The sequence below is a fragment of the Prochlorococcus sp. MIT 1307 genome (assembly GCF_034092395.1).
In the GTDB taxonomy this organism is placed as follows: domain Bacteria; phylum Cyanobacteriota; class Cyanobacteriia; order PCC-6307; family Cyanobiaceae; genus AG-363-K07.
The window spans coordinates 1,227,711-1,246,629 of record NZ_CP139301.1 but is presented as its reverse complement, the minus strand read 5'-3'; the positions used below and the strand labels follow the sequence as shown (position 1 = coordinate 1,246,629).

General features: G+C 33.3%; 13 protein-coding genes. 6 read left to right on the top strand and 7 right to left on the bottom strand.

Annotated elements, in window-relative coordinates; all coding sequences use genetic code 11:
* Positions 1–265: 265 nt before the first annotated feature.
* The gene (locus SOI82_RS06440; protein ID WP_320666633.1) at positions 266–2,038 is read right to left on the bottom strand and encodes an ABC transporter ATP-binding protein; all 1,773 of its coding nucleotides are present in this window, start codon (positions 2,036–2,038) and stop codon (positions 266–268) included.
* A gap of 414 nt (positions 2,039–2,452) precedes the next feature.
* Between SOI82_RS06440 and SOI82_RS06435 the strand changes: the two genes are divergently transcribed.
* A complete protein-coding gene (locus SOI82_RS06435; protein ID WP_320666632.1) occupies positions 2,453–3,559 on the top strand; it encodes a glycosyl transferase family 90 in 1,107 nt (368 codons plus the stop codon).
* Positions 3,560–3,576: 17 nt separating this feature from the next.
* Here the strand turns inward: SOI82_RS06435 and SOI82_RS06430 are convergent, their stop codons facing one another.
* Positions 3,577–4,266: an acylneuraminate cytidylyltransferase family protein gene (locus SOI82_RS06430; RefSeq protein WP_320666631.1), complete on the bottom strand. Its 690-nt coding sequence runs from the start codon at positions 4,264–4,266 to the stop codon at positions 3,577–3,579.
* Between the two features lie 240 nt (positions 4,267–4,506).
* Entirely contained in the window at positions 4,507–6,843 is a 2,337-nt protein-coding gene (locus tag SOI82_RS06425; RefSeq protein WP_320666630.1) for an N-acetylneuraminate synthase family protein, read from the bottom strand.
* Between the two features lie 470 nt (positions 6,844–7,313).
* Here SOI82_RS06425 and SOI82_RS06420 point away from each other — a divergent pair, with 470 nt between their 5' ends.
* Positions 7,314–8,744: a hypothetical protein gene (locus tag SOI82_RS06420; protein ID WP_320666629.1), complete on the top strand. Its 1,431-nt coding sequence runs from the start codon at positions 7,314–7,316 to the stop codon at positions 8,742–8,744.
* Positions 8,745–8,902: 158 nt separating this feature from the next.
* Here the strand turns inward: SOI82_RS06420 and SOI82_RS06415 are convergent, their stop codons facing one another.
* Positions 8,903–10,327, bottom strand: coding sequence for a DUF2079 domain-containing protein (locus SOI82_RS06415; RefSeq protein WP_320666628.1), 1,425 nt, complete (start codon positions 10,325–10,327; stop codon positions 8,903–8,905).
* Positions 10,328–10,737: 410 nt separating this feature from the next.
* On the opposite strand from SOI82_RS06415, the gene SOI82_RS06410 reads away from it, so the two are divergent.
* The gene (locus SOI82_RS06410; protein WP_320666627.1) at positions 10,738–12,102 is read left to right on the top strand and encodes a hypothetical protein; all 1,365 of its coding nucleotides are present in this window, start codon (positions 10,738–10,740) and stop codon (positions 12,100–12,102) included.
* Positions 12,103–12,265: 163 nt separating this feature from the next.
* A complete protein-coding gene (locus tag SOI82_RS06405) occupies positions 12,266–13,246 on the top strand; it encodes a glycosyltransferase family 2 protein (RefSeq protein WP_320666626.1) in 981 nt (326 codons plus the stop codon).
* A 9-nt stretch (positions 13,247–13,255) separates the two neighbouring features.
* Here the strand turns inward: SOI82_RS06405 and SOI82_RS06400 are convergent, their stop codons facing one another.
* Entirely contained in the window at positions 13,256–14,530 is a 1,275-nt protein-coding gene (locus SOI82_RS06400) for a ChbG/HpnK family deacetylase (protein ID WP_320666625.1), read from the bottom strand.
* 213 nt (positions 14,531–14,743) lie between these two features.
* On the opposite strand from SOI82_RS06400, the gene SOI82_RS06395 reads away from it, so the two are divergent.
* Both SOI82_RS06395 and SOI82_RS06390 read left to right on the top strand, forming a co-directional pair.
* Complete coding sequence (locus tag SOI82_RS06395) at positions 14,744–16,270, top strand: hypothetical protein (RefSeq protein WP_320666624.1); 1,527 nt, start codon at positions 14,744–14,746, stop codon at positions 16,268–16,270.
* 482 nt (positions 16,271–16,752) lie between these two features.
* Positions 16,753–17,877, top strand: coding sequence for a THUMP domain-containing class I SAM-dependent RNA methyltransferase (locus SOI82_RS06390; RefSeq protein ID WP_320666623.1), 1,125 nt, complete (start codon positions 16,753–16,755; stop codon positions 17,875–17,877).
* A 2-nt stretch (positions 17,878–17,879) separates the two neighbouring features.
* Here SOI82_RS06390 and SOI82_RS06385 read toward each other — a convergent pair whose 3' ends face one another.
* Entirely contained in the window at positions 17,880–18,266 is a 387-nt protein-coding gene (locus SOI82_RS06385; RefSeq protein WP_320666622.1) for a phage holin family protein, read from the bottom strand.
* Positions 18,266–18,730 (bottom strand): glycine zipper domain-containing protein, encoded by a 465-nt coding sequence (locus SOI82_RS06380; protein WP_320666621.1) that lies wholly within the window; start codon positions 18,728–18,730, stop codon positions 18,266–18,268. The genes SOI82_RS06385 and SOI82_RS06380 overlap by 1 nt, the downstream gene beginning before the upstream one ends.
* Positions 18,731–18,919: the final 189 nt, after the last annotated feature.

The window sequence follows — 18,919 nt, the reverse complement described above, 5'->3', positions numbered from 1 at the left end:
ACTATTGCTATAAATCAATTCATTATTGGCTAAAATTATTTGCTTAAAGCCTAACCTTGTTGAAAGAATTTTTATGAATTGTGCCCTGGCTGGCATCTCTTGGCAGTAAAATATATAAAAAAATATAATAATTATTGCATTAGTAGGTGCTTGGGCTTTAGCGTAAGCATACGATTGAGTCTGCTATGTAACTGCTAGAAAGTCAACTTATAGGATTTGAATTTAATCAAGAAAGTATGGCTTGCCTCATAGGAAAATGTAGTGGTCAACTTTCAAGGAAGTGTTCAATATCGTCTTCTCTTAATTTTGTTTTAGCGATATTTATCATTTCTTTGAAACTTTGGGATTTTTCTAAAAGTTCCTGATAATTACCAGCTGCTTTGACAGTTCCATGATCAAACTCATAAATATAATCTGATCGCATAATGGTGGATAATCTATGTGCAATTACTACAATCGTGCAACGCCTTCCGATTAGTTCAATTGCATCCATTACTTCTGCTTCAGTTTGGTTATCTAATGCACTTGTAGCTTCATCAAGTATTAATAACTTTGATTTTCTATAAAATGCTCTTGCTAAAGCAAGTCTTTGACGCTGACCTCCTGAGAGCCGTATTCCATTGTCGCCTATTTCAGTATAAAGGCCCATAGGTAACTCTGAAACAAGGTCAGCAATTTGTGCTGCTTCTAATGACTCCCAAACTCTATCAAGTTCAATATCATCAGCCTCTAGCCCGTAGGCAACATTTTCTACAACATTACTATTTAAAAGGTTGATGGATTGTGGAACATATGCACAATTTGATTGCCATGCTGAAACTTCTGATTCACTAACATTTATTCCATCAACTTGTAATGATCCAGAGGTTGGCTGCAAGAGACAAAGTAGCTGATTTGCAGTTGTTGTCTTTCCACTACCTGTTTTACCTACAAAAGCAACTCGTGATCCTACTGGTATAGTTATATTAATATCATCTAGTACTAGCTTATTGCTAGTTGGATATTTATATTTAACATGATTTAACTTAATATAATTACGTGGCTCAATACCTTTTGACGAGACGGTCTTTTCATTATCTAATAATTTTCGCTTGTGATATGGAAGCTCAATTAATTTCAATGCTACTTCTAAGTCTGGTATGCCAGCTCTTAATCTAGTAAAAGCGCCGAAGGCTTGTTGAAGTGGAGCTGTTAATTTTAAGGCTGAAACAGCAATTGTCGCTAAAAAAGGTACTATTTCGATCAGGTTTCTTGGTTGATTCCCAGACAGATAAGGTAGCAACCCTATAGTAAAAATTAAAGTAATCCCAAAAGGTTCTATTAAAGCTCTTGGCAGATCTGGCAGTACCCTACTTTTCCAAAAAAAAGGAAAGGACTCAGAGCTAATATCGGAATATTTTTTAGCAAAATATGATTCAGAATTTGTTAAGTGAACATCTATAATTGTTCTAACTGATTCTTGAAGTATATTTGATTTTTCTCGCTCAAGTAAAATTCTTTGACGGTTTGCAAATCTGATATATGGAGTAATAATAAAGGTAATTAAAGAATAGAAAGTTAATAATGATATAATTAAATAAGGTCCACTAGATTTTGAGATACTTAGTATCGTAATTGTAAGAAATGATACTACAAATAAACTACTAGTTAAATGCATAATTGGTAGTACTATTGCAGAAGAAACTCTTTCAATATTTATTAGTACGCTTGTAGAAAAATCATTATACTTTTTGTTTAGAAAGTATTCATAAGGTTGCGATATTATATTTTTCTGTGCGCGTTTAGATAAATCAAACCAGACCAAAACCCTAATTCTTTCTTGACAAATCTTCTGGAATATCTTTATAAAAGAAGAGGACCAATTCATTCCTATATATAGTATTATTATACTTATAACTTTGAGTTTAGGATCATCTGGCAAAAACTCATTGAATGGTATCGGAGCACTATTTGGTTGCCCGGCAACAAGTGTAAAGAGGGTCGAAATCAATGCAACTACAGCTACTTCAGCCAATCCGCCAATTGCGGCTAATGGCAAAAGAAATGCAAGGGACCACTTGCGTTTCCTTGGTAATGTCTTTACTAGACGCACCAAGAGATCTAATGTTTTGCTCGCACGCTTCATCAACTTAAATTACCTAGCAAGGGGCAAGACTTGTCTTTGCAATAGCCAGTTCGTTGGCTGTAAGACCATCTGCTTTATCCAGTTTTTTGATTGGTAGTTTTCTAATCAATAAGATGTTGTTAAGCAATCTCTTAAGAAGCCTTGAAAAGATTAGTTAAATTACACTAAATATCTAGAGATTTAGTTTCTCAGATTGCTTGTGAATGAATTAGAAAGAGTAAAAAAAAGATCTTGTTCCTCTTCCACTGCTTGTCAAGTGATTTAATTGGTTGGGACTGCTTACTCAAACCAAGTTATGCTTAAAGATTAATCTAATTAGGCATATATTTGGCCTCTATTGCCGATAATGTAGTGTTTAACCTATTATATCAATTATTGTCTTTTATAAATGTACCAATAGCAATGCATACATATCTACCTTTTCAATCCAGATTCATTACTCATTCTCATCCAAGAACTTTTCGCTTGCTGGGCAAAATAGCTAAAAGGCATCATATAACTCTATCTTCCCTTCATGCTGATCCTTCTTTGATTGATTTGACAACAAGAATATATGTAAGAATAAATGCCAATAAGGAAAAAGCTATTCATATTGACATTCCCAGTACTTTAAATGATAAACATAATAATACAAAGAGAATATACAATTGTTACTCCTTTTGGATTCCATATTGCATAGAAATATCTAATCAGCTGAATTATTCTTATTCATTAGCTTTAAATGCTAGTGATTGGGGAACTAGTAATTTTCTCTCTATGACTAGTGAAGACAAGGAGAATGTTATACCAGATGAATACTCAATGCTTGAAAGTAAAAAGTTGACTAAATTAGAATCATGGAATAGCTTTGAATCATTTAAAAAGAGTTGGCTTGCCAGAAAGTCAATTATGTTTTGGAGAGGAAGCACAACTGGGCCTCCAATTAAATCGACTTTTAACTTACAGCAATTAGAAAGAGTACAAATATGTTTATCTCATGTGGGAAAAGAAGGCTTTGATATGAAAATTACAAATATAGTCCAAAATGAGATCCCGAAGCAATTGATCCGACAATGGTTAATTAACAACAATTTAATTGGAAGGAAAATTAACGAAGACTTTTTCAAGCAATATAAATATTATCCTGACATTCCAGGAAATAATCAATTATGTGGTTCATGGGGTGCTATCCGAAAATGCCTAAGAGGAAATCTGATGTTCAAGCCAAATCATAAAAGTCATATGTATTATGATCGCTATATGGAACCCTGGAAAAATTATATCCCTGTTGAATCAAATTTTTTAGATTTAGAAGAAAAATTCCTATGGGCAGAAGCAAATATTGATCAAGCATCTAATATTGCTTGGCAAGGATACTGCGTAGCTTCCAATTATTTATTAGCAATTAAAAATCATTTTATTAAGGCCTCATTAAAAAAAATAATTCGCTTATAAAGATGGTACATTTGTAATTACTTTTCTTTAGCTATTAAATTAGCAATTTTTAGATCTTCTAATGAATCAATCTCTATATATGAATTCTTAGAAGAAACTTCAACAGGAAGGGGACGTGTACCAAATCTACATTTTGATTTGAGTAAAGCTTCTCTAAAGACAACATACACAGAGCCAAGTTCGAGATATTGCTTTATCTTTAAGTCTTGCCTTCTTTGTCGAGGTAAATCACTTTTATGATTAATACCACTGGCCCGTTTTTTGCTATGGTCATATTGCCATATAAATGAATGACATTCGGATACTGCAAACGCGGCATCATGGTACTCAAAATTTTCTTCTAAAGTATTTACGACTAAATCTATTTCATTTGAAGTGCTAAATGGTGAGGTGCATTGAAGTAAAATTAATAATTCAATCTTGCCACTATGATTTTCAATATTACTTAGTTCATTTAAAATTACTTCTTCAGTACTTGTAGTATCTAATGATAATTGATCAGATCTTTGAATGGCAATTGCTCCACACTTAGATGCTAGTTCTAATATTTCTTTTGAATCAGAAGAAACAAAAACTAAATCAATACTTTTAGAATCCTTTGCAGCTTGAATTGTTCTGCTTAAAAGACTTTTTCCATTGACCATTTGGAGATTCTTCTTTGGGATTCCTTTAGAGCCTCCTCTTGCAGGGATCAGGGCAACATTCATTTAATTGGTTTTTTATTACTATAGTAAGCTTTACTGCTTAAGACCTCATATTTTGAGCGAGTGATATGAATTCATTTATTTGAAATTATTTCACCTCTTTCTGAGCAGTATTGATCTTTGATAGGAATTATTATACAAATTAATTAGAATGATGTCAGCTTTTAAGTTAACTTAACCAAACACTATTTTTTTGATTCTAATTTAGGAGAACTATCCACTTATTTTGCAACTTATTGACTGTTAAGATACTTGCTCTGATATATATCTAGACATTCTTTCTAATGCTATTTGAAAACCTTCACCATTATTGTGATGTCCTTGCCAAACCTCCGGGATTAAAGAAATTGTCCTTTTTGAAAAATCTTTATTCAGAATGATGTTAAAAACATTTTCAAAATCGATACTTCCTTCATCTATATTCAATCCCTCATTGGATGAGGAATTACTATCTGAAATATGTAGATGTGATGTTATTGGCATTAAACTTTCTAATGCTTGATAAAAGTCGCATTTGGTATATAAGCAATCCATGTATGTATGTGAAAAATCAAGGCATATGTTTAGCCCAGTTTGTTGATTGAGGCTTATGAGAGACTCTGTTGACCGGAGCAGGTTGTGGTAAGAACGTCCTCCTTGATGCCATGGAAAAGGAGGCATAGATTGAGGTAATATTTCAAATTCAGAGAGTTTATTCTTAGCTAAGATTAAATTATCAATTAGCAACACTTCTCTTTGTTGAACTTCCTCTTTATTTAAAAAATTAGTTCTACTAAATCCTCCGCAATTCATTACAATCTTAATTTTCTGTTTAGGTTGGAAAAGAGTATTGATCTTCTTAGCATGTTCATTTAATTCATTGATGCGAAGAAAACTTTCGTCTATAATATCTTGACGATTAGAGGCAAGATCTAGAATAAAACCATCATGATATTGTTCTATTGCATGTAATATAATCGATTTATTTTTCATATATTTATGGTTCAGGTTCTCTAAGGGGAAGCCTAGGTCTTTGGAGCTTAAATGAATTTCAATTAATGGTGGCTTAAATAAGCTGATCATCTCTTCCATATCACGGTATCTTACTGGTACTCCCCATTCGAACTGTGACAGAGACTTCCTTTGATCATCTTGAAGCTCTTTTCTAATGTTAGTAGAAAGATTTACTAGATTTTCAAAGTCTGTAAAATCAACTTTATCTAGATAATTTACATCCTTAGTTAACTTCTTATTTATAAACTCATTTAATCTGGTTGATGTTATGCCATCACCAGGGGATCTAAGAATGAAATCTTTCTCAGTATTTATTATCGTACCTTTCTTAAGGTTTCTTTTGTAGCATAGACTTTTACCTAGAGATACTTTGTTGATTAACTCTCCCTGTGTAGGTACTCGAGGATTACTACTTCCTAGTGCTTTTGCTATCAACCTGGCTGACTTCACAAAGCTTTTTAGTTCGTCTATGACTAAAGAAGCAGCATGGTCAGTTCCTTTAGCCTTTTTATCTTTTGTTATGTGCAATTCTATTATTTTTGCACCAGCACCGATTGCTGCAAGAGGTATATACTTGTTCCCATCATGTGATGAGTAACCTGAAATAGCATTAGTTATATAAGCGAGGCGACCTATATATTTTAAACGTGCATCCTCTACTGGAGAAGGGTAGGTTGAATTACAATGTAGAAACGCGTGATCAACTTCCAGTTCTGTAAGATATTGTTTTGTTTGAATAATTTCTGTCTCATTGGACATGCCTGTACTTATTATTAAAGGAAGATTTTTATTGGCACAGTTTTTGAGAAGTGAATGGTTAGTTAAATCACAAGATGCAATTTTTATCGCATCAGGTTGATAGCTATATAAACGCTCCAAAGCATCATCATCAAAAGGAGTACCAATAAAGTCTATTTGCTTAGAACGTATATATCTACATAGTTTCTTTTCTTCCTCACTATTTAATGATGTCCTTTTAAGCTCTTCTAGAATATATTCTGTTCCAAGATCAATATTACCTGTCTCTTTGACATTGGAGTAGGTAGAATTAGATCTAAATTGTAATTTCACAGCATCAAAATTAGCTTCCACAGCAGCATCGACTAATTCATAGGCTTCTTTGAGATTGCCATTATGATTAACACCTATTTCAGCTATTAGGTAGATCAAATTATTCTGATATGTTATATCTTTCTGGTTAATATTTAAGCTTATATCTGTAAGATATGCTATTGATATTACTTTTCTATTCTTAGTTATAATTGGAACAAGACGAGTTTTTTCTGTAGAAAGCTCATGCTTTACGACACTAATATCATCTGTATCAAATGCGTAATGTGGACTTCTATTTAAAGCCTTCGATATGGGATCAGTTATTTTTGATTTTGGATCACTAAGAAATTTTCTTATATCTCCATTGCTCAAGGACCCTATCAATTCGTAACTTGCGTTTATTACTATTAGAGGTAGCCCCTTGCTAGCAAAAAATGCCTGAATTGCATCTGCAACAGTTTTATTTTTTTCGATGCAGAAATTCATTATAGACTTGTCTACTTTTAATATTTTCTTGTAGGAAATATCTTCCATACTTGGTTCAGATTTTTTTGATTATAGCTTAATTATACTTCCATTTTAATCTTTAAGCCCTCCTCTTGCTTTTCTTTGATTGTTCTGATCAATTCACCCTATAAATCTATATGCATTAACTAAGGTAACACTACTGTTAATTAATGATGTTCAGATTTCAGTCTAAGAAATTTGGATTACATTCAATAGTTAAAATTGGAGAGAAAAGCCCTCGAATTAATAAATTTGCAATAGCACCTTGAAACTTTCAACTTCTCTCAATTCTTGTTAGAAAATACCAGATAAAATTCATCTCGATTTGGCCGATATATATTTACTATGCTATAGTATAATATTAATCATGATAGGTTTATAAATTTTTGGAATTCACCAGAAGCACTATAGATACTTTAGCAGATAAAAAAATACTTGTTGTAAGTTTCTGTGGGACCACCCCACACTTAGAAGCAAGTCTAGAGATATGTCGAAGATTGTCGGCATCTAATGAGATATCTTATGCTCATCTAGGGAAGTATGTAACGCGTGCTACATTTTATTCAAAAAATATTCTTAAGAAGAAACTTCAATTACCTATTCGTGTCAATAGGGCAAAAAATTATCTAGAAAAATATAATAATGAAAAGAATATAATCCACTGGATCAATACAAGGCCTATAGCAAAAAAAATGTTGGAAATATATAGTAAAAATCGTATTAGAAGACATAAATGGCAATTCAGAAGTTTAAAAGAATTACAGAATCTCTCTTATGATCAATATAATATAGGTATTGGAGTCGCAAGTACACTTATTACTGAGTTAGGGACACCAGAACCTTTCCCTTTGTCTTCAGCAGCTCAAAAAGAATGCTTTCAGCTGATTCATACATCTATTAAATCTCAAATATTTGCAAAGTTATTACTAACAGAAAGTGATTTTGACACACTTGTTCTTTTTAATGGGCGAATGGCTTCTGAACATGCCTTTAAGCAAGTTGCATCTTCATTAAAAATAAAGATGTATTTTCATGAGAGATCTAATAAGGGAAACACAAGATATTTCTTCGAGGGCTATATGCCCCATGATTTCGCAAAGAGAAAGCATGAAATGCAACAGATGAAGGATGAGTTATCAGAACAGATGATCAAAAGGCTAGGGCATAACTTTTTCTATAGAAAAGTAAGGGGTCAAGGTGTTCTGGAGCAATCATATACAAAAGGACAATTAGAAGAATTTTCTTACTCTTTAGGATCAATAATACGTCAGAAACAAAAAAGTAATATCCCAATAATATCTTATTTTAGTTCCTCAGATGACGAATATCAGTCAATTGATGGAGCACCTGAAAGATACCCATATTTTACAGATCAAAAATTAGCCATAAAAAAAATAAGCGAAATTGTAAAATCTTTAGGATATTATTTTATTGTTCGAGTTCATCCAAATTTAAAGAATAAAGATCTCTACGAACAGAAAAGGTGGAATAATCTTTCCATAGATATCAGGGATATGGGTTTTTATTGGATAGATCAAAATGATCCCGAATCAACTTATAAACTCATTCAGAATTCTTCATTGGTACTTTCTGCTGGTTCTACTGTTGGAATAGAAGCCATTTACTTAAGAAGGCCATCTTTAGTTATTGCCAATAGTTTTTATGATTCAATTATTCCTTCAGTTAGACTTTGTCAAAATGAGGAGGATCTTTTGGAGTATTTTTCAAACCCTTCCTGGAAACTACCACCTGACCCAGCTGAATCATATATTTATGGGGCTTGGATTACTTGTTATGGGCCAGAATATAAATACTATGTCCCTACAGATGAAATGAGTGTTTTACATGGAATTATGAAAGACGGAACAAGAATAGCTTCTCCAGGAATTTCTCAAAGAATAATTGAACACTTCAAACAAAATAAATAAGCTTAAGCTTGATTAGTCTTTCATATTAGTTTCGATGATGCTAGATAATTCCATATAAAATACTCACTAGTAGTGATGATATTGCATCCAATTTGAGAAAATTATAAGCACTACTTGCTACAATTTTAATTTCATTATCTATAACTTATTTTCTCTGATCATTGTGAAGCACTTAAGTTGTCATATAGACGAACAGAACCTTTATTATATTTAGTAGACCAGTTGCTACTAAGATTAAGTTGCTTTGAAATATTTTTGAGTTGTTTAGTTGTTGAATTCCATCCTGGATATTTTAAATCTAATAGTACTTGATCAAATCTTTCAAAGTTTTTTATATCTTGACCTGTAGAAACTATAACTCTACGGGCTGATAAATGTGGGACTAAGTCGTTAGTTGTTAGTACGCTTGCCTCTTTATTTATTAAATTCAAGGCTTCTCTTCTATTATGAGCAGTATCTAGCCTTTCTTGGAATGGACCCACATAAAATGTTAAACGTGAGAAAATTATAAATGTCAGCACTGACCATCCGAGGATAATCTTTGAAGTTTTTCGACTCATCCAATTAGGGTAAGCATATATTCCCTCATCACTTTCGGACAGGCTACTTACTACTTGTACAGCTATAAAAGGTACAATAAAAAGTGAATAATGATGAACAAGATCTTTCATCGTTGGAGCCGTAGCACATAAATTAAGTATTAATAAAGGTACGAATGGTGTCATACTTGCTAATAATCTAATTCTATGTTTATGTAAAAGTAAATATATGACTGGTAGTACTAACAAGCATATGTATATTAAATTCTGCATAGATAGGGTTTGTTTAAGCAATTGAATTATTATTGAGGGTATTTGTTCGATATTAAATATAGAGTTACGATCAAGTCCAAACTTTCCAGCTTGACGTGCAATATTTGCATTATCTCCACCAAACGAAGGAATTAAAAGCCCGCCAATTAGCAAAAACCAAATACAGCTAAGAAAGGATAATATCAAACCTAATTTTTTTCGTCTTTTAATTAAAAGCCAACCTCCAATTCCTAAGACAAGAAAGGATATATTGATTTTGCATGTTAGAGAAAGTAGCATATAAATTATTATCTTGAAATTATGTTTTGACTTTCGACTTTGTATTAATACTAAGGACTCTAAAATTAACGGAAAAGCTAGGACCTCAGGATGAAAGTCAAATATTGCAGTATTAAATACCACTGGGTATAGCATCAGAGCAGATAAGCTAGCAATCAGTGATGATTCAGATAATCTCTTTAGCTTTGCTAATTTAGCCAATGGAAACACAGAACTTGCAAGGACTGAACCTTGCACTACGAAGAGTAAAAATACCGACGGGAAAAGTGAATAAAGCCATCCCAAGGGATATAAAACTAGAGCACCGTGGTCGCCTAATATATGGAACCCAAGTAAAGAGCTTTCTGGTGTTAACCCTTTTGAAATCAGATAAATTGCCTGATCAAATATTCCTAAATCCCAAGCACTAGTTTGAAACCAATAATGCCTCAGGCTGACTGCCCCACTATAAACAAAAGTACCAATAAAAAAAAATAGCCAAGGAATACTCACAGATTCAACCTTTAATACCTATTAGAAACCTTAATAAAAAATAGTTATTTTGCAACAAAACATCGCCATAAATAGTCCAGTGCAATATTTGGCTTATAAATCAGCTGTCTTCCTATAGTCCATAAGCTTTTTTAAGATTAAATTTAGAAGGGACTTGAAGCCTATTGTTTGACAATAAGCTTTCTAGTATTAGGATCTTTAGATAAATCAGAATTAGTATATTAATTCAATCATATGCATATTTCTAATACTCTTTACAACATCGAAAGATAAGATACAAAAGACAAAAGCATATCTGATACTGGCTTGAGTAACCTTTCAAACTTTTACAAAAGAAAATTCTCTTTTATATATGATTTTTCAATAAAATATTATTATCAAATATAATTGAGAGAACAAGGCTTTCTTCAGTGAAAAAAAAAGCAATCAGCTTCCTATTAAATGGAACTTCTTTATTTCCACTACTAACTTTGTTTTTAATAATTATACCTCTTGCTGTTTTTATTAACCCTGGAATTGTTCCACGATACTTAGGTAATTCACCTATAACAACCGAATTTGGTTATTTAGATCTAGAGCACTATATATCAATTGCAAATAATGGGTATCAAACTAAATGGCTCACAGCATTTTACCCTCTATGGCCATTTTGCATTAGGCTTGCCAATAGCTTCTTTCAAGCGGACATATATAGGATTGCAATCTTGCTATCAACTTTTTTAGGATTAATGTCTATTTATTTCAGTAAGAATGTTTTTTCTAGAATAGCATTGCAACAATCATATGCATCAATTTCCACATGGATTTATACATTAAGTCCAATGACTATATTCTTTTTTGTTGGATATAGTGAGGCATTATTTTCATTAGAAAGTTGGATATTAATTGGTTTTATGATTGACATACTTCATACCAATAACAAAGAGAAAAGCTCCATAAAGATTAAATATTTTCAAATCTTTGTGACTTGTATACTTATAGGCCTTACAAGATCGACAATTGCACAAACAATTTTTTCTTGTGTTGGATCTTTCTTAATAATATTAATTATTGATAAACAAATCAATATAAATGTTGTTAATAAATACCTTCTATTATCAATAGTAATCATGCTAGGCACTTGCTTTGGCTATATCATTTATGGCTTCTTATGCTTAAGTGAAGGACATAGTTTTTTGGAGCCATTTTTAGCTCAAAAAGGTTGGGGTAAGGAATTTGGTATACGACCGATCTATTTTTTTACTTCTAGATCACCCCTGATTGACTATTGGGCACTTTACTATCCTTTTTTATTGATATTTAATAACTTAGCTGAATATTCAATTTTTCATAATAGATTTGAACTTTTAAAGAAGTGTTTTTCAAAGAATCTTCCATTAACACTTGTATATCCACCAATAGGAATTTTGTACGCTCTATTTTCTCAAAAGAATAATCGAAGAATTAACTTTTTACCAAGCCAGAAAAATATAAAGAGTCATCAAAATGAAATTATTAATTCACAACAATTAGACTATTTATTTTGGTACACGTCATTTTTTGCTTTAAGCCATTCTTTAATTGTCTTTTTTACACAGCCATACTATTTGAATGGCTTGGCAAGATATGTTTTCGGTCAGCCTTATTTTTATGTGGCTCTTTCATTGTTTATAAGTAAATCCCAAAGGAATATTTTGTATAATCCTAAAATTTTCTATGGAATAACAGTTTTAATATCATCAATATTTTTAATCAAGCATTTCATAGATTTCGGTAATGCAAAGCTTCTAACTTAATCTAAATTCGTTTATTACAATAATACTCAAGCTTTAAGTTTCAATCACTTTACGCCTCATATTTGATATGATTTGTAAAATCCAATCATTTGTTATTCTCAATCATTGAGCAGACTTACTTCCTTTTTCTCTGTACTCTTTATATGTGATTCTGAAAAATGAAATGAAGAAAACATCAAACATGCTTACTGTTACTATAATACTTCCTTGTCATAATGAACAAGGTTCTATTCCACAAATAATAAGAGAACTAGACAAAAATCTAGAAGGGCTAACTTCTACAGTTAATATACTTTATCTATTTGTAGATGATGGTTCGCAAGATAGAACTTGGTGTAATATCAAATCTTCTTCCGATTTTTCTAAAAAAGTACATGGCTTAAAACTTTCCAATAATTTTGGACACCAGATTGCACTGCTTGCAGGAATTGAGCATGCAATACCATTTTCTGATTATATTTTAACTATGGATGCAGATTTGCAACATCCCCCTGAAATAGTCAGATTAATGATTGAAAAGGTTATTGAACATCCAAGATCAATTATAAATGCTCAACAATATGCAGAATCGTCAGGAAATGTAGGATGGTTTAAGCGTATTTCCTCAGTTACATTTTATAAGCTATTAAATACTTTTGGAGTCAAAATTCAATCACGAGTAGGGGACTTTCGCCTAATGTCCTCTAAAGCAGCATCAGCACTTATTTCACATAATGATTTCGAATTCTTTGCCAGAGGGTTAGTAGCTAATTTAGGCTTTAATCAAGAGACGATTAAATATAGGGTAGGGAGGAGAATAGCTGGCACTAGTAAATATAGCCTGCGAAGGATGTTTAGATTAGCATTGCAAGGTATTACTAGTACTTCAATAATACCTCTTCGAATAACTTTCCTCTTATCGATATTTCTTTTGATGGTTTGTTTCTTTATGATTATAAATATTTTATCAACCTGGCTTAATGGACAAGCAATTCCTGGATGGACGACTATTGTCGTTTCGATATATTTATTGTTCGGAATTAATTTTCTTATTCTTGGGATTCTTGGTGAGTATTTAGGGAAGACATATCGTCAGGTCTTAGGCAGGCCACGATATATTGTAGAAAAAAGTACATTAGATCTTCTAAACTTATTAGATAAATAATCTTGAATATTATTTTTCGTATAGAGATTTGAGTTCATTGAATTCTTTTTTTCTCCAATATGATGTCACAAATTTTGTTGACAATGGAAAATCCAATAATTCAACAAGTGATGTTTCCTCACTTGCATTAGTTGAAGGATGTGCAAGCAATATAGGCTTATTATATATTGTACTGCTTGCACAACTTTCAAGCTCATCTATAGATTTTAATAGTGAATAACCAACCATTCTTCCTGTAAATAAAACTCCTGCAAATTTATGATTTGTCTTTAATGCAGCATTCCTAATAGCAGACTGGCTGACTAGACTTAATATTTGAAGTATTAGCCATTTCAACCAACGATTTTGATTAAAAATCACTTTCCATTGGCGTAATTTTAAGCCTATTGGGATTGCCTCTTTAGTTGTTCTTATCCAATTTATATTACTCTCTTTAGCGACCTTTATAATCACTTGTAGTACGATTGGAACCAAATGTATATGCTGATGTCCATCTAATGAAACTTGATCAAGCTTGGTTAAATCTTTGAATAGTTTAACCTGTGCCTTTATTTCACAATAAAGATCTTGCTCTAGCCTTTTTCGATAATTGTTGCTTTTAGGTAGGAAGGAAGAAAGAAATAATTTAAAAAATGTTTGCTTCAGAAGACCATCTTTATTGATCAATGTTTTTACCTTTTCTTTAGGTGAAATAGCACGTCCTTCACTTAAGCAGAGATGAAGGCATAGTGGAAAATGTGAATTTTTCTCCCATTGCTTGATTGCATCTAGAACACATTTACCATTTACGATGAGGCTAGCACTATCTAGTTTCCCTATGCTATACAGTTCAAAAATTGCGTTGTTAATACCAGTAGTTAACCCAAGATCATCAGCATGAATTATTGGAAATGATTTTTTATTTATGACTCTCTTATGACTAAATGTTGCGGCACGAGACCATATTAAAAGATTTAGGACTGAAGGAGTAAATATTAAAATTAATCGTGTGAGTAAACCTTCTCCTATTGGTTTGAGTAAAAAAGGTAGAACGGCGCAAATTATTAAATTGGTTATGAACTGTATGAGCAGCCATCTTCGAGCAAATATTGATCCAGCTGTTTCATCACGAAATGTGTAAAGTGCGTGTCCGAAATAGCTAATTATTGACCCAGCCAAAAATCCGCATACGTTGCTAATCCATAGTGGAAAAATTAATCCGAGTAGTAATTGAACCGATGCAAAGACAATTGCTGAGGAAAACCCAACAGCAGTGTATCGCCAACCTTTTATCATTATCTTCATAGATTTAATCATAGACTAATTTAAGCCTATTTGATTTGATTGCTCCGTTGCCTCTTTATTTCTATTAAATAGCTGTTTGAGGCCCTACCCACCACTATGCCCTTCATAATTAAAATGATTTAAAGATAAAACTGATTATAAATAAATTATCTAAAGGCATCTAGAAAAAAAGCACGCAATTATATAATATTTGCATTGTCTAAATATACTAGAATGAAAATACTGAACTTAAATCCAAGAAATAACATAATATTATTAACATTTTTCTTAAGTTCGGCCTTTATATGTGTATCTCTTATTTGCATATTCAGTGGCTACTCCTACTGGGGAGATGAAATTTTTTCAATAAGTGCATCGAGTGATAATTGGGTGAATTTATTTATTAATTGGATCCTTCCAGATACACACCCTCCATTATATCAAATTTTATTGAAAATTTGGATTGATCAATTTGGAAACTTCGAAAGCAGCACTAGAACTCTTAGCCTTATTTTTTCATCATGCACATTAGGTATCTTTATTCATGAAGCTTTAAGAACTAGATCATTACGTAGGTTTTTTAACTTCCTATTAGTTTTAACAGCACCTAGCTTTATTTATTATTCCCAAGAATCTCGTAATTATAGCCTACTTCTTCTTTTGGCTTCAACAACAACAATTTTTTTCTTAAGGCTTAGAGAAAATGTATTTTCACATAAACTAGAACATAACAAAGCAGCATTAAATAGGTTAAATGCTTTTTATTATCTATCAACAATTTTATTATCTCTTACGCATTATTTTGGTTTGATATATGCATACCTTATGGCTATTCTAAATTATTTTGATAACAAGGTTGAGCCAAAACGTTGGAAGATCATATGTTTAATATGCTTGATTTCTATTTGGCCTGTCTTGCATAACGTTGGCAATAGTAATTTAAATAGGATAGGTTGGATTACTATTTTGCCTATTGTGGGGACAATAAATGAATATTTAATTGGATGCATACCACTGCTCGCTTACCGTGACCAAACATCGATATTTATATGGATTGTTTCTTGTAGCATTGTAGCCTTTAGTATTATTTTATACTTTAAGCGTAAGCATGTAAAAGTTATTCCAAACTCTAAGGTTAGAATTCAAAAGTATGAATCAATTTTTATATTGACACTAATTCTTCTTTTTTTGGCTGCTCTTGCAGTGATTGATTTACGTGTTTCACTATCTACTCCCAGAAATTATATAGTATTACTTCCTGCTACGACAATTTTAATTTCGAATTTCTTTGCTTATATATTAAGTGTTAGTGAAAATAGATCTTTTTTTAAACGCTTGCTGACTCTCATCTTTAGCTTAATGTTAATTGGAAACATTGCTATATCTTATGCAAAAGTAAAAAATAAGACTATGCCTTTGATTAATTTTAAGAGCTTTGCAGAATATCTTCGCGAATCAAATATTTGTAATAAAGGCTGTTTAGCTATTGATTTGCCTGAATATTACTTTGGTGATTTAGATAATTTAACCCCTGTAGCTAGAAACAAGGTTGTTGATGAATTAAAGAATAATTCAGAACTTAACAATAAAATAATTTTGTACTATGGTAATCCCTCAGATCATACAAGTCAAACAGTTAGAAAAAGAGAAGAGGCTCTATGCCTTCAGCCTAGGCAATCGATATCAAATTCTTTGTTCATATCTATTCATAATGATGACCAAACAGCAATTGATAATGAAATGATTGATTGTTTGAATTGACTTTTCTGTATTCTTAATTAGAAATTTTTCAATTATAGCTATTTATTTAATATTTTATTCATCTAGGTTCAGGTCTTCAAAGAATTCTCAGGGCTGGTCATCAGAACTGAAGTCTATTTTTGCAATCAAAGAGGGGGCCTTCCAGCCCCCATGGATCAATTGGGTGATAAGGCTGACCTCACCCCATCTCCTTTAAAAGGTCAAGCAGCGACAGGGGCTGTCTGACGGGAGAAACTAACGATGTTGTTAGCGTTTATGGGTTTGCTCTAACCGAGCAGGTTTCAGTTACCCTCCTCATACCCCGTCGAAACCATTGCAGCCCCACAAAGTTAATGGAGCTGAGCGGAATCGAACCGCTGTCCGAGACACTGGTGTGGATCACCTAGTCCAAAAAAGATGGACATATTTATTCTTGCAGGTTTTTTGATTTGTTTTCAATATCTAAATTGAACAGAATTTTTACAAGCTAATTTGAGCGATCAATGCAAGGTATTGCTGTCCTTCCTGAAGGGTTAGAAGAAGAGGGGGTTCGAGAGTTGATCTCGCTAGGAGCGAAGTCTGTAAAAGCTCATAGGAGGAGTGTTTCTTTTGAAGGAGATATGTCCTGTTTTTATCGGTTGCATTTGCAAGCGCGATTGCCTTTTCGTCTTTTGCGCGAGATGGCTCGATTTCCTTGTGATAGCCCTAACACTCTTTATTCTGCCGTTCAAAACTGTTTGGATTGGGAACGGTGGCTACCCACATCAATGTCTTTTAGAGTTGATGTTTCAGGCAGATCTGATGGCTTAAGGCATAGTCATTACTCGGCGTTGCAAGTAAAGAATGCAGTGGTTGACTGGCAAAGAAGTTGTTTTGGAAAACGCTCTGATATAGCTCTTGACAAACCAGATATTTGTTTGCATTTGCATTTAAATCAATTTGGTGGAATTTTGAGCTTGGATGGATCAGCAGGAAGTCTTCATAAGCGAGGTTATAGGGCTGCAATGGGAGTTGCGCCGTTAAAAGAAAATCTTGCTGCAGGCCTTATGCGTTTAAGTGCTTGGGATGGAAGTGTTCCATTAGTAGATCCATTATGCGGATCTGGAACCTTACTTATAGAAGCAGTTAGCCTTGCTTTGGGGTTATCTCCAGGGTTACACCGTTCTTATCTTTTGGAAGGCTGGGCTGATTTTGATCCAAGTCTTTGGCAAAAGGAAAAAAATCAAATCAGGCGATTGGAAGTTCTAGACAGAAAACTGCCATTGATTCTTGGTTGTGAGAAAGATGCTCAGGTAGCTAAGCAAGCGAAGGACAATGTTGAAGCAGCAGGGCTTGATAAATTTATCCGGATACAAAATATTCCTTTCGCAAAACTTTCTTTACCTAAGCAACATGGGTTCATTGTATGTAATCCGCCTTATGGGAAGAGACTTGGAGCTGATGAAGATTTGAAATTGCTTTATGAAGCACTTGGGATTTTTCTTAAAAAAAATGCATCGGGTTGGCAATTTTGGTTGCTAAATGGGAATCCAGAATTAAGCAGTTCGATACGAATGAAATCTAGTCGTCGTTTTTCTGTGAATAATGGAGGAATTGATTGTCGGTGGTTGAAATATTTAATTCACTAAATTTAGGATTTTCCTAAGACTGCTTTAGTTGTTCGGGAAAGGCCTTCCAGAGTTTCTGGTAAATATGGACCTTTAGCAAGATATCCTCCGATTCTCAAACTGAGACCAGCTAGTGCTAAATCAATTAGCCCTAAACCAAGCAAAATCCATTCAAGTTGCCAATTCAATGTGTTTTTCATCCAAATAACCAGCATTATTTCCAATGCCAACAATGCAAAGAGCATGAAAATGGCTCCCATTGCGAGAAAAATGCCGCCACTAATCAAACGGCGTTTCTCTCTATCCATTTCTTGCAAGGCGATACGCACATGAAGGTCCATCACTGAACTTGCCAAAGCAGTCACACGTGCAGCCGCTCCTAGTCCACGAGGGCGTTGCGATTCGCTCATTAGGATCTTCTGCCTCCAGACATTAGGACTCCTAGCACTATTCCTATTCCTGCTGCTATGCCAATGGCCAGTAAGGGACGTTCTCTGACTGGACTTTCTATTCTTGGCCTGAGGGTGCTGTTTAATTCATCAAGAAGTTCTTCTAGTTGTTTTTCTAAAGGTTCCAAGCTTTCTGCAATATCTTTTGTTTTATCAGTTGCAGAATGGAATAAATCTTCTAATTGCTCCTGGACGCCTTGGGTGTTTTTCCCTGAGTGTTGCGAAATCACCCGAACTACTTCATCAAGACTGCCACGAGTTGCCTCTAGAGTTTGTTTGGCCAAGTCTGGCCAATGCTCTTGAATTCTAGGTAGCAAGCTTTCAAAACGATCACTGAACCATTGATCTGAGAGATTTTGATCATTATTTGGAGCAGTCTCAACCACGTTTTGCGGCTCGCAGGATGCGGAATTCTTGGATTCCATAAAACCCTGACAATTGTGCAAAGCCTAGAGAAGCTTTTGCTTTAGGGAAACCCTTCTTGGCATCGGTTTTTCATTTTCAAACAAGGCAGCAACACCGGTGTCACGTTTTTGCGCTGCTTTGGAGCGTGAAAATGAAAGAAAATCTTCGCGTCGTCTTTGCTTACATTTATTGCCTAATAATTGGTTCTA